11 protein-coding genes and 1 pseudogene are annotated in these 12,783 nt (G+C 62.9%); 11 read left to right on the top strand and 1 reads right to left on the bottom strand.

The annotated features are described in order from the left end of the window. Positions 1–8 precede the first annotated feature (8 nt). Both cbiE and AACU78_RS21495 read left to right on the top strand, forming a co-directional pair. A complete protein-coding gene (cbiE, locus tag AACU78_RS21500; protein WP_106577685.1) occupies positions 9–1,214 on the top strand; it encodes a precorrin-6y C5,15-methyltransferase (decarboxylating) subunit CbiE in 1,206 nt (401 codons plus the stop codon). Continuing rightward, positions 1,211–1,930, top strand: coding sequence for a cobalt-precorrin-6A reductase (locus AACU78_RS21495; protein ID WP_106577684.1), 720 nt, complete (start codon positions 1,211–1,213; stop codon positions 1,928–1,930). Before cbiE ends, AACU78_RS21495 begins: the two co-directional genes overlap by 4 nt. Before the next feature lie 252 nt (positions 1,931–2,182). Here AACU78_RS21495 and AACU78_RS30120 read toward each other — a convergent pair. Then, positions 2,183–2,350, bottom strand: a pseudogene (locus AACU78_RS30120) (DUF6124 family protein); the annotation flags it as partial. A 284-nt stretch (positions 2,351–2,634) separates the two neighbouring features. Between AACU78_RS30120 and AACU78_RS21485 the strand changes: the two are divergent. The 9 genes from AACU78_RS21485 to AACU78_RS21445 all read left to right on the top strand — a co-directional run bounded on the left by AACU78_RS21485 (position 2,635) and on the right by AACU78_RS21445 (position 12,780). Then, positions 2,635–3,030: a DUF2946 domain-containing protein gene (locus tag AACU78_RS21485; protein WP_106577683.1), complete on the top strand. Its 396-nt coding sequence runs from the start codon at positions 2,635–2,637 to the stop codon at positions 3,028–3,030. A gap of 46 nt (positions 3,031–3,076) precedes the next feature. Next, positions 3,077–3,559, top strand: a complete 483-nt coding sequence (locus AACU78_RS21480) for a copper chaperone PCu(A)C (protein ID WP_106577682.1) — start codon at positions 3,077–3,079, stop codon at positions 3,557–3,559. A 64-nt stretch (positions 3,560–3,623) separates the two neighbouring features. Then, entirely contained in the window at positions 3,624–3,986 is a 363-nt protein-coding gene (locus AACU78_RS21475; RefSeq protein WP_106577769.1) for a DUF2946 domain-containing protein, read from the top strand. Between the two features lie 93 nt (positions 3,987–4,079). Next, entirely contained in the window at positions 4,080–6,140 is a 2,061-nt protein-coding gene (locus AACU78_RS21470) for a TonB-dependent copper receptor (RefSeq protein ID WP_106577768.1), read from the top strand. A 117-nt stretch (positions 6,141–6,257) separates the two neighbouring features. Next, the gene (locus AACU78_RS21465) at positions 6,258–7,640 is read left to right on the top strand and encodes a PepSY-associated TM helix domain-containing protein (protein ID WP_106577681.1); all 1,383 of its coding nucleotides are present in this window, start codon (positions 6,258–6,260) and stop codon (positions 7,638–7,640) included. Positions 7,641–7,791: 151 nt separating this feature from the next. Continuing rightward, positions 7,792–9,900: a TonB-dependent receptor gene (locus tag AACU78_RS21460; RefSeq protein WP_106577680.1), complete on the top strand. Its 2,109-nt coding sequence runs from the start codon at positions 7,792–7,794 to the stop codon at positions 9,898–9,900. A 140-nt stretch (positions 9,901–10,040) separates the two neighbouring features. Further along, positions 10,041–10,829 carry an ABC transporter ATP-binding protein gene (locus AACU78_RS21455; RefSeq protein WP_106577679.1) on the top strand — a complete coding sequence of 263 codons (789 nt, stop codon included), beginning with the start codon at positions 10,041–10,043 and terminating at the stop codon, positions 10,827–10,829. After that, complete coding sequence (locus AACU78_RS21450) at positions 10,826–11,773, top strand: ABC transporter substrate-binding protein (protein ID WP_106577678.1); 948 nt, start codon at positions 10,826–10,828, stop codon at positions 11,771–11,773. Before AACU78_RS21455 ends, AACU78_RS21450 begins: the two co-directional genes overlap by 4 nt. Continuing rightward, the gene (locus AACU78_RS21445) at positions 11,770–12,780 is read left to right on the top strand and encodes a FecCD family ABC transporter permease (protein WP_106577677.1); all 1,011 of its coding nucleotides are present in this window, start codon (positions 11,770–11,772) and stop codon (positions 12,778–12,780) included. The genes AACU78_RS21450 and AACU78_RS21445 overlap by 4 nt, the downstream gene beginning before the upstream one ends. Positions 12,781–12,783: the final 3 nt, after the last annotated feature.

Here is a 12,783-nt window from a genome sequence, read left to right as displayed (position 1 = left end):
GAATTGATATGTCGCCCTGGCTGACGGTAGTAGGCATCGGTGAAGACGGCTTCAAGGGGCTGGGCAGAAACGCCCGGCATGCCCTGTTGCGCGCCTCCCGGATTATAGGCGGCCAGCGTCAGCTGGACCTGTTGCCGGTGTGTATTCGTGGTGAGCGGCAGCTGTGGCCGAGCCCGTTTTCCCTGGCGCCCGTGTTGGCGCAACGCGGCGAACCTGTGTGCGTGCTGGCCAGCGGCGACCCGATGTTCTATGGCGTGGGCGCCAGCCTGGCGCGGCAGGTGGCGGCTGAAGAGTTGCTGGTTTTACCGGCGCCGTCGTCGGTGTCGCTGGCGGCGGCGCGATTGGGCTGGCCGTTGCAGGACGTGGTGACGTTGTCGGTGGTGGCGCGGCCGCTGGCGGCGCTGAATGCGCATCTGGCCAGCGGCGTGCGGTTGCTGGTGTTGAGCAACGATGGGCGCAGCCCTGCGGCGATTGCCTCGCTACTGGTTCAGGCCGGGTTTGGCGCCAGCCGTGTCAGTGTGTTTGAACACGTGGGCGGCGCGGATGAACAGCGCATTGAAGGGCTGGCGGTTGATTGGCCACACGCCTCGGTTGCGGATTTGAATCTCGTCGCCATTGACTGCGTGACCGACGCCAACACACCGCGCCTGTCGCGCCTCGCCGGCCTGCCGGACTCAGCCTTCCAGCACGACGGTCAACTGACCAAGCGTGACGTGCGCGCCATGACCCTCGCCCGCCTCGCACCGATGCCCGGCGAGTTGCTCTGGGACGTAGGCGCGGGCAGTGGCTCCATCGGCATTGAATGGATGCGTGCCCATCCCAGCTGCCGCGCGCTGGCGATTGAAGCCGACGCAGGCCGCCAAGGCCTGATCGAACATAACCGCGACGCCCTTGGCGTGCCCGGTTTGCAATTGATTCGTGGAAAGGCGCCGGACGTGCTGCACGGTTTGGAAGCACCGGACGCGATTTTCATCGGTGGCGGCGTTACCCGCGACGGCGTGCTCGACACGTGCTGGCAGCACCTGCGCCCGGGCGGCCGTCTGGTCGCTAATGCCGTGACCCTGCAAAGCGAAATGACCCTGATGGCCTGGCGCGCAGAGCACGGCGGCGAGCTGACTCGCATTCACGTGGCGCAGGCCCAGCCGCTGGGCGACTTCGACACCTGGCGCCAGGCGTTGCCGATTACCTTGCTGGAAGTGGTCAAGCCGTTATGAAACGCATCCTGCTGTTGGGCGGCGTGACCGAAGCGCTGGCCATCGCGCGTACGCTGGGGCCTGAACATATCTACAGTCTGGCCGGTGTGGGCCGGGTGCCTACCGACCTCACCTGCCACGTGCGCGTCGGTGGGTATGGCGGGGTTGAAGGGCTGGCGCAGTTTGTTCGCGATGAACACATCAGCCTGATCCTCGATGCCACCCATCCGTATGCCGCCCAGATCAGCCGGAACGCCGCGCAGGCGGCGCGACTGTGCGGCATCCCTTGCTGGGCGCTGCGCCGTCCGGCGTGGCAGCCGCAGGCAGGCGATAACTGGCGTGAGGTGAGTGATTGGGCCGAGCTGGTTGAAGCGTTGAGACCCTTCAAGCGCCCGTTGTTCACACTGGGGCGCGAGCCATTGCAGCATCTTGATGAGATCCCCGCCGATCAGCTCTGGACGCTGCGCGCGCTGGATGTGTATCCCGGCAATGCACGCTGTGAAGTCATCGGCGCACGTGGGCCGTTTCTGATTGAAGACGAGCGCGCGTTGTTTGAGCGGCGTGGGATTGATGTGTTGATCAGCAAGAACAGCGGCAGCACGGCGACCGAGCCGAAGCTGGAAGTGGCGCGGGAGCGGGGAATACCGGTGCTTGTCTTGAAGCGTCCAGTACTGGCTGCGGTAGATCGAGAGTTCACCGACGTGGCTGCGGTGCTACAGGCCGTCAACATTCTCTAAACATCACCTTTCCAATGTGGGAGCGGGCTTGCTCGCGAAGGCGCTGGGTCAGCCAATCAATCACTGGCTGACCCACCGTTATCGCGGGCAAGCCCGGCTCCCACATTTGGTTTGTGGCGGGTGCAAAATTTGCCCAGGCACAAATAAGTGTGGGAGCCGGCTTGCCTGCGATGGCGGTGGGTCAGTGAGCCTCGCCGTTACTGATACACCGCCTTCGCGAGCAAGCCCGCTCCCACATTTGGAACTGCGTTATCAAGCTGCAGTTTTCGTTTGTCCGACGCCCATGTGCACTCGATCGGCCAGCAACTGCGCCAGCTCAATCAACTGCGCAACGCCGAGCAATTGCTCTGGTTTCGGGCCATCCAGGTCAAAGGCAAGGTCGCACCTCAGCGCATCGGCCGAGGCGAGTGTTTCGCTGAGTTTTCAGCGGTGTACGGAGACTAGAGTTCCATCTTCCTAGGGACAACCTTGAATCGTTGTCGGACGTTCCTATACGCCTCCATCCACCGCCGAACACAAACCAGCCCCCACAGGGTTCAGCGTCACGCTGAATGTCGCGGCCCATCTGCAAAATTGGCAATCTGTGGTTCCCGGCTATCCTGTAGACAACCACTGCGACACCAAACCACACCGGCCTTTTTTACTTATCCCCACCGATCAGGCTAAATACGCACCTGATCGCTTAACCCTACGGATTGTCCGCCATGGCCCGTCAACGCTTTGCAATTGTGTGGATCGCCTGCTTTGCAGTGCTGTTCAACGCCTTTGCCATGCCGATGGCGAGTGCGATGCAGCAGTCCAGCGACCCTGTTCAGCAATTGCTGTGGGGCAGTTTTTGCTCCTCCAATGGCGCCAGCCTGAAGACCATTGCCCTGGGCAAGCTGGACATTCCGGCACCGCAGCAGGACGACCACTCCACCATGCAGCACTGCTGGTGTTGCTCGGGCTCACCACCTTTGGTGGCCTTGCCGGGGCATGTGCCGCAGTTGTATCTCACCCGTTTTGCAGCGGCGCAGAGCCTGCCGCCGCCTTCATTGCAAGCCCCTACCCCGCGCCAGCAATGGCCGAGCCTCAACCCGCGCGCGTCTCCAACGGTCTGATTTCTTCGCAAGTGAACTGCGTTTAGAACCGTTCTGGAGAACTGCCATGCTCAAATCTTCCCTGCTTCTGGCTGCGTTGTTGCTGCCGGTGTGTGTTGCTGCGAATGCCGATGACTACAAGGCCGGCGACCTGCTGGTCAGCGATCCCTGGTCACAGGAGCTGCCACCGAATGCGCCGACCGTCGCTGCGTATTTCGTGATTCATAACGCCGGCGAAACGCCGGACCGCCTGCTTGGCGTCGAGACGCCGGTAGCGGACAAAGCCGAGCTGCACGAGCATGTGATGCAAGGCGACTTGATGAAGATGCAACAAGTGCCCAGCGTTGCCGTGCCGGCCAAGGGGGATTTGACCTTCGCGCCAATGGCCTATCACGTGATGCTGCTGGGCCTAAAAGACCGCAGCCTGCTGGCCGACGGCAAGCAATTCCCATTGACCCTGACCTTCGAAAAAGCCGGCAAGGTTGAAGTCGAAGTTTCGGTTCAGAAAACGCCGCCAGCGGCTGGCCACGAGTCTATGCACGCGCAATAGGCCAACCTCGATGGGCGCCCCTCGCGCCAGGTTATCCGCGCAACGCCGCAAGCCCCTGGGTTTGATGCGCGCCAGCTGGATCAGCCTGTTCGCCATGCTGATGATCTTCATCGGTCCGCTGATTTCCCAAGCGATGCCGATGGATCATCACGCCGGTATGTCGATGGAAATGTCCATGGACATGCCCAGCTGCCATGGCGATGCACCGCAACACAGCAAAGCGCCTGACGAGCACCACGTGCTCTGGGAAAAGTGCGGCTATTGCAGCCTGCTCTTCAGTTGCCCGGCCCTGCCCGGCAGCGTGTCCTATATCACCCTCGGCACCGCGCCACCCGCCAACGCCCTCACCCCCGCCCCACGCCTGGGCCATGCCCGGCAGAGCATTTTCCCCGGCGCCCGCAGCCGCGCGCCCCCCATCACCGCGTAAGCCTTTCACCGCGTTACTTCACACCGGCCGACTTTAGACAGACAGCCGCAGGCTGCTGGCCGTGTTGTTTACGAATGATTGATGGAATTTTTCATGTCCAGGTTTTCTGCTGACACCCGTATGGGATGTACCCCCGTTTTCGCTGTTCTGTGTGGCGCACTGTTGGTGCCACAGGTACACGCCGACGATCATGAGTTAAGCCCCACGGTGATCACCGCGATTGCCCCCAGCTCGCCGCTGACCGTGATCACCAACCCCAAAGACCCACGCCAACCGGTGCCGGCCAGTGATGGCGGCGACTACCTCAAGACCATCCCTGGCTTCGCCCTGGTGCGCAACGGCGGCACCAATGGCGACCCGGTGCTGCGCGGCATGTTCGGCTCGCGCCTGAATATCCTCACCAATGGCGGCATGATGCTCGGCGCCTGCCCAGGCCGGATGGACGCACCGACCTCCTACATTTCGCCGGAAACCTACGACAAGCTCACCGTGATCAAGGGCCCGCAAACCGTGCTCTGGGGCCCGGGCGCGTCGGCTGGCACCATTCTGTTCGAGCGTGAGCCGGAGCAGTTCGGCGAGCTGGGCACGCGGGTCAACGCCAGCGTGCTGGCCGGCTCCAACGGGCGCTTCGACAAAGTCATCGATGCCGCCGCCGGCGGGCCGCTGGGCTACGTGCGCGTGATCGGCAACCAGGCACACGCCGATGACTACAAGGACGGCAACAACGACACGGTTGCCTCGCGCTACGACAAGTGGAACGGCGATGTCGCCGTCGGTTTTACCCCCGACGCCGATACCCTGCTGGAACTTACCGCCGGCCGTGGCGATGGCGAAGCACGCTACGCCGGACGTGGCATGGACGGTTCGCAGTTCCTGCGCGAAAGCCTGGGCCTGCGCTTCGAAAAATCCAACATCGGCGAGGTGCTGGATAAAGTTGAAGCCCAGGTCTACTACAACTACGCCGACCATGTGATGGACAACTACAGCCTGCGCACGCCGTCCGGCACCGGCATGATGGCCGGGCCCATGGCCTCCAACGTCGACCGCCGCACCCTCGGCGCGCGGATCAAGGCCACCTGGCGCTGGGCCGATGTGCAACTGATCAGCGGCCTGGACGCGCAGACTAACGAGCACCGCCAGCGCAGCAGCATGGGCGTCGACACCTACAAGGATCTGCCGCGCAACAAAGACGCCAACTTCCACAACTATGGCGTGTTCGGCGAACTGACCTGGTACGCCGCCGACCGCGATCGCCTGATCACCGGCGCGCGCCTGGACCGCGCCTCGGCCAAGGATTTTCGCCAGACGACCGGTTCAGGAATGATGTCCCGCCCCAACCCGACCGCCGACGACACCCGCGCCGATACGCTGCCGTCGGGCTTTGTGCGCTATGAGCACGACTTGGCCGACAGCCCCACCACTGTCTACGCCGGGCTGGGCCATTCGGAACGTTTCCCGGATTACTGGGAGCTGTTTTCCCCTAACACCGGCGCGGTCGGTTCAGTGAATGCTTTCGAGGGTGTGAAGCCGGAAAAAACCACCCAACTCGACTTCGGCGCGCAGTACAAAACCGCTGACGTAGAAGCCTGGGCCTCGGCTTATGTCGGCCAGGTGCGCGACTTCATCCTGTTCGACTACACGCCCGGCATGATGGGCACCACCTCCCAGGCGCGTAACGTCGATGCCCGCATCATGGGCGGCGAACTCGGCGCGGCGTACAAGCTGACGCGTCACTGGAAGGCCGATGCCAGCCTCGCCTACGCCTGGGGCAAGAACACCAGCGACGGCAAGGCCCTGCCGCAAATGCCGCCGCTGGACGCGCGTTTCGGCCTGACCTACAGCGAAGACGACTGGAGCGCCGGTGCCTTGTGGCGCGTGGTGGCAGCACAAAACCGCATCGACCCGAACAAGGGCAACGTGGTCGGCAAGGACTTCGACAAAAGCGGCGGTTTTGGCGTGTTCTCGCTGAACGCGGCGTACCGCATCAATAAGCACTTCAAGGTCAGCACCGGCGTCGACAACTTGTTTGGCAAGGCTTACGCCGAGCACTTGAACCTGGCCGGCAACGCCGGGTTCGGCTACCCGGCCAGCGACCCGCAAGCCATCAAGGAACCGGGGCGCACGCTCTGGACCAAGGTGGACATGAGCTTCTAACAGCTTCGCGAGCAAGCCCGCTCCTACACTTGGAATGCATTTCAAATGTGGGAGAGGCTTGCTCGCGAAGGCGGCATAACTGAATAAAAATTTTTAAAGCCTTTGCGGAGCATCCTGATGACCACTCAAAAGATTTCCTTCTACAACCTGGCCTGGCGCTGGCATTTCTACGCCGGGCTTTTCGTCGCGCCGTTCATGGTGCTGCTGGCCCTCACCGGCATCATCTACCTGTTCAAACCCCAGCTCGACCCGCTGATGTACGCCGACCTTCTCACCGTGCAAAGCGCCGAACACGCCTTTAGTGCCGACGAGCAATTACAGCGCGCGCAGGCAGCTTTTCCCCAGGGCAAAATCAGTAAATACCTGCCACCGGCCGACGCCACCAGCAGCGCGCAGTTCGTGATGCATGACAACGGCCGCGAAGTGACCGTATTCGTGGACCCGTACCGCGGCACCGTGCTTGGCGAACAGGATGCCAAATACAACCTGCAAGCCATCGCCCGCGCACTCCACGGTGAGCTGATGATCGGCACCGTCGGCGACCGCCTGGTGGAACTCGCCGCCGGTTGGGGCGTGATGCTGGTGGTGTCCGGCCTGTACCTGTGGTGGCCGCGCGGCAAGTCGTCGGCCGGGGTGTTATGGCCACGGTTCAACGCGCGTGGGCGCGTGTTCTGGCGCGACATGCACGCCGTCGCCGGTTTCTGGGGGGCGGCGTTTTTATTGGTGATGCTGCTCAGCGGCATGACCTGGACCGGCTTCTGGGGCAAGCAATACGCCGCGTTGTGGAATCGCTTTCCGGCGGCGATGTGGAACGCCGTGCCGCAGTCGGATCAGCAGGCGCGCAGCCTCAATACCGCCAGCCAGCAAACCGTGCCGTGGGCGATGGAAAACACGCCGATGCCAATGTCCGGCGACCACGCCGAACACATGAACCACGGCGCCATGCATTCGGGCCCGGCCGCGCCGACCGTGCGCTTGCAGCAGGTGGTCGATCTGGCCAATGCTCGCCAGGTTGAACCCGGCTACAGCATCACCTTTCCCAGCACCGCCGACGGTGTGTTCACCGTCGCGGTGTTCGCCAACGACCCACGCAACGACGCGACCCTGCACGTGGACCAATACACCGGCAAGGTGCTAGCCGATGTGCGCTGGGAACACTACAACACGGTGGCGCGCGCCACCGAAACGGGTGTGATGCTGCACGAAGGCAAGATGTTCGGTTGGGTCAACCAACTGATCGTGCTGCTGATCTGCCTGATGATTTTGCTCAGCGCGGTGAGTGGCGTGGTGATCTGGTGGAAACGCCGGCCTGCCGGTGGCCTGGGTGTGCCGCCGCTGCGCCATGACGTGCCGAAGTGGAAAACCGCGATGGGGATCATGCTGGCGCTGGCGATCATTTTCCCCTTGGTCGGCGCCTCGTTGATCGGGGTGTGGGCATTGGATCGGCTGGTGTTGGCGCGCGTGTTCAACCAACGTGAATCTACCTCAGGTTCTGCATGAGGCAGGCGAGATGCCCACGGCAGAGCCCTTCTGTAGCCTTGCGCGACTTTTGTCCCGCAGCCAATAAGTGTTAACTTATAACACTTTCTGCGTTATCGTTGCTCGCCGCGCACTGCGGCGAGTACCCCTCCAAGAAGTGATTGATTGATCGATGAACAAGTACCTAGCGCCCGGCCTGTGCCTGCTCGCCCTGCACACCAGTGCCCAGGCCCTGACCCTGCCCGCCAGCCCCGTCACCGCAACCGCCGTGGATGACCAACGCGTCGACCTCAACACCCCGACCACTGCGGGCTCGCGCCTGAACCTTACGGCCCTGCAAACCCCTGGCAGTGTTGAAAGCCAGACCGGCGAAAAAATCCGCGAACGCGGCGACGCCAGTGTGCAGGACGCTATCTCGCGCGCCACCGGCATCAGCCGCACCGGCACGCCGGGCGACGGCGGCACCTCGTTGCAGGCGCGCGGCTTTACCGGGCAGAGTGCGGTGCTGCAACTGTACGACGGCCAGCGCATGTTCGACGGCGCGGGCACTTCCACCTTCCCGGTAGACACCTGGTCGGTTGAACGCGTGGATGTGTTGCGCGGCCCCGCCTCGGTGATCTACGGCCAGGGCGCCACGGGCGCGGTGGTCAACACCCTGCCGAAAAAGCCGTTTGAAGGCGAGATCGAAAACCACCTGCGCCTCGGCTACGGTTCCTATGACCGCCAGCAGCAAGCCCTGGACAGCGGCGGCTCGCTGACCGACACCCTGAGCTACCGCCTCAACATCAACCGCCTGCGCAGCAACGGCTTCATAGCGCGCGGCGACTCTGCCAGCGACTTCGTCAGCGGCGCCCTGCGCTGGCAGCCGGCCGACAACCTGAGCGTCACCCTGGCACACGACTATGGCGACCAGGCCCCGCAGAATTACTACGGCACGCCGCTGATCAATGGCCAGTTGCACAAAAGCCTGCGCGACAAAAACTACAACGTCAGCGACGACAAACAGCACTACAACGACCAGTGGACACGCCTGACCAGCGAGTGGCAAATCAACGACAACGTCACGGCCACCAACGAGCTGTCGTACCTGAAAAACCAGCGTCGCTGGCAAAACGCCGAGAGCTACAGCTATGTGGACGGCGGGCTCGTACGCCAGAGCTACCTGGGCATCAAGCACGATCAGGAACAGGTCGGCGACCGCCAGACCTTCACCTTCAAACACACCCTGTTGGGCCTCGACAGCCAGACCGTGACAGGTATCGAGTACAACCGTATTCGCTTCCGTCTGGCGAGCAACGCGCCCTTCGACGACCTGCCGGGTGGCGGCCAGCCGGTGGACATCAACCATCCCGTGCCACAACCGTTTGAAAGCGACAGCCCCTTTATTGCGCAGTCGGTCAGCACCACCAGACAGCTCGCCGCCTTCGCTGAAAACCGCCTGCAACTGACCGATAAACTGTCGCTGATCACCGGCGCGCGCCGTGACTATCTGCACATCGACAGCAACGACCTGACCACAGCGAACCAGGACGCCGACAGAACCCTCACCGGCAACAATTGGAAAGCCGGCCTGGTCTACGCGATCACTCCGGACACTTCGGTCTACGGCCAATACGCCACCAGCACCGACGGCGTCGGCAGCCTGATCAGCTTGAGCCCGAGCCAACAGCAGTTTGGCTTGTCCACCGCCAAACAAGCCGAAGTCGGTATCAAGCAGGCATTCTGGGACTCGCGCGGCGAGTGGACGCTGGCGGCCTATCACATCGTCAAAAAGAAGCTGTTGACCAACATCCCCGGCACCACGCTGCAACAACAAGTCGGCCAGCAATCCTCGACCGGCCTGGAAGCCAGCCTCGACCTGCAACTGCCGAACGCCTGGCAATTGCAAGCGAACGCCGCCATCGTGCGAGCCAAGTACGACGACTTTTCCGAAGCGGTGAATGGCCAGGCGGTGTCCCGCGCCGGCAACCGCCCGGTGGACGTCCCCAACCGTACTGCCAACCTGTGGCTGAGCAAGGCCGTGACCGATAATGTGCGCGCCGGTGCCGGGGTGCGTTACGTCAGCGCGCGGTATGCCGACACCGCCAACAGCAGCGAGGTGCCGAGCTACACCGTGGCCGACGCGACCGTGTCGTGGAAGGCGATGCGCAACACCACGCTGGGCCTGGAGCTGAACAACCTGTTCAACCGCACTTACGCGGTCAGCCAGTACAACAACGGCCAGCAGTGGATTTTGGGTGAGCCACGTTCGTTCTTCGTGACGGCGGATTACACCTTTTAACGGATACACCATGGAACCCTGTGGGAGCGGGCTTGCTCGCGAATGCGGTGTGTCAGCCATCACTTCTTTCACTGAACCACCGCCTTCGCGAGCAAGCCCGCTCCCACGTCGTTTGATCTGCGCTGACCTTGAGAATATGAATGGCCTCACTCTCACTCACCGACCTGACCTGGACCCCACCGGGCCACGACCACTGCAATCACCAGTTCCAACTGCGTGACGCCAGCCTGCAGGTCGGTAAGGGGGAGTTTGTCGGGCTGATCGGTCCCAATGGCAGTGGTAAAACCAGCCTGTTGCGCTGCGCCTATCGCTTCACCAAACCGGAACACGGCGACGTACTGCTCGAACACCAAAACGTCTGGAAGCACAGCGCCAAGTGGTGCGCACAACGCATCGCCGTGGTGCTGCAGGAATTTCCCGACGCCTTCGGTGTACGTGTGGATGAAGTGGTCGCCATGGGCCGCACGCCTCATAAAGGCTTGTTCGATGGCGACACGCTTCACGACCGACAATTGATTCAAGCGGCACTGGCATCGGTCGGCATGCAGGGCTTTGAAGACCATGCGTTCGCCACCCTCTCGGGCGGTGAAAAGCAGCGCGTCATCCTCGCCCGCGCGTTGGCCCAGCAACCGCAATTGCTGATCCTCGACGAACCGACCAATCACCTCGACCCGCGTTATCAGCTTGAGCTACTGCGGCTGATCAAACGCCTGAACATCGGCACCCTGGCGAGCATCCACGACCTGAACCTGGCCGCCGCCTTCTGTGACCGCCTGTACGTGATCAACCACGGGCGCATCGTCGCCAACGGCACACCTCACCACGTGCTGACCGCCGAATTGCTGCGTGACGTGTTTGGCGTTGACGCACTGATCGACACTCACCCCTTGTCCGGCTACCCCCGAATCACCTGGATAACCCAACCATGACCCTGCGCGCCCTGTTGTCTCTCGCCCTGATGTTCGGCACTGCCCAAGCGTTCGCCCAAGCGACCCATTACCCGGTGACCGTCAAAAGCTGCAACCGCGACGTGACCTTTCAGCAAGCGCCCAAACATGCGGTCAGCCACGACATCAACATGACTCAGATGATGCTCGCGCTCGGCCTCAAGCCGCAGATGGCCGGCTACAGCGGAGTGACCGGCTGGAAGTCGGTCACTCCGCAAATGGCCAGCAGCCTCGACGGCCTGCCGGAGCTGGCGAGCAAGTACCCGTCGGTGGAAACGCTGCTCAATGCCAACGTCGATTTCTTCTTCGCCGGCTGGGACTACGGCATGCGCGTGGGCGGCGACCTCACGCCGCAAACCCTGCAACCTTTGGGCATCAACGTGTATGAGCTGACCGAGTCGTGCGCCTTTGTGATGAAGCGCCCCGCCGCCACGCTGGAAGACACCTATAACGACCTGCGCAACCTGGGCAGGATCTTCGACGTGCAGGACCGCGCCAACGCCTTGATCGCGCAGATGCAGGCGCACGTCGCCGAGGTGCAAAGAGACCTGCCCGCCCAGAAGCCTCGCGTGTTCCTCTACGACAGCGGCGAAGACCGCGCCATGACCTCCGGCCGCCTGGGCATGCCGCAGGCGCTGATCGAGGCCGCCGGTGGGCGCAATATTCTCGATGACATCGACGCCAGCTGGACCCGCGTCAACTGGGAAACAGTGGTGGAACGCAACCCGCAGGTGATCGTGATCGTCGATTACAGCGAAGTCACAGCCGAGCAAAAGGCGCACTTTCTGCTCAACAACCCGGCCCTGCAATCGGTGGACGCCATCCGTAATCAGCGCTTTATCGTGATCCCCTACGTGCAGGCCACGCCGGGCATCGATAACGTGCTGGCGGTGGAAACCCTGGCCAAGGGGTTCCACGGCGAATGATCACGCGGCGCTACGTCCTGCTGTTAAGCGCCCTGGGTGCGTTGCTGTTGGTCTCCTGCGTGATTTCGCTGGGGTTCGGCTCGGCGCGGGTGCCGGTAGACGTGGTGTGGCGCATTGTGCTGAACAAGGCGTTCGGCCTCGGTGAAGTGAATTGGAGCACCGGGCAGGAACACATCGTCTGGCTGATCCGCGTGCCGCGCATGTTGCTCGGTGCACTGGTGGGCGCCGGGCTGGCGCTGATCGGTGCGGTGTTGCAAGCGGTGACGCGCAACCCGCTGGCCGACCCGCACCTGCTGGGCGTGACCTCCGGCGCCACCCTCGGCGCGGTGATCGTGGTGCTGCATGTGGGGGAAATCATCGGCCTGCTCACGCTGCCCATCGCCGCCTTTATCGGCGCGCTGCTGAGCATGCTGGTGGTGCTGGCGGTGGCGAGCCGCAACGGGCGACTGGAGAGCGATCGCCTGCTGCTGTGCGGCGTGGCCGTGTCGTTTGTCATGATGGCGGCAGCCAACCTGTTGCTGTTCATGGGCGACCACCGCGCCGCGTCGGCGGTGATGTTCTGGATGCTTGGCGGGCTCGGGCTCGCACGGTGGGAGCTGCTGACGATTCCGTGTATCACGGTGCTGCTGGGCTTGCTGTTGCTGCTGAGCATGGCGCGCCCGCTCAATGCCTTGATGGCCGGCGAACAGACCGCCGTGACCCTCGGCCTCAACGCACGCACTGTACGGTTGAAGGTGTTCCTGGTCGCCTCGTTGATGACCGCAGTGCTGGTGTCGATCAGCGGCTCCATCGGTTTTGTGGGGCTGATGGTGCCGCACATTGCCCGGCGTCTGGTCGGCGCCGAGCATCGGCGTTTATTGCCGGTGTGCGTGCTGCTGGGCAGCGTGTTCCTGGTGTGGGTCGACGTGGCCGCACGCACGCTGATCGCCCCCGAGGATTTGCCGATCGGCGTGGCCACGGCGGCGATTGGCGGACTGTTTTTTATCGGGCTGATGCGCAAGCGCTGATAA

This window comes from Pseudomonas sp. R9.37 (assembly GCF_963878885.1).
Classification (GTDB): Bacteria; Pseudomonadota; Gammaproteobacteria; order Pseudomonadales; family Pseudomonadaceae; genus Aquipseudomonas.
Note: the sequence above shows the minus strand (reverse complement) of the source record. Positions and strands in the feature narration are given on the sequence as shown.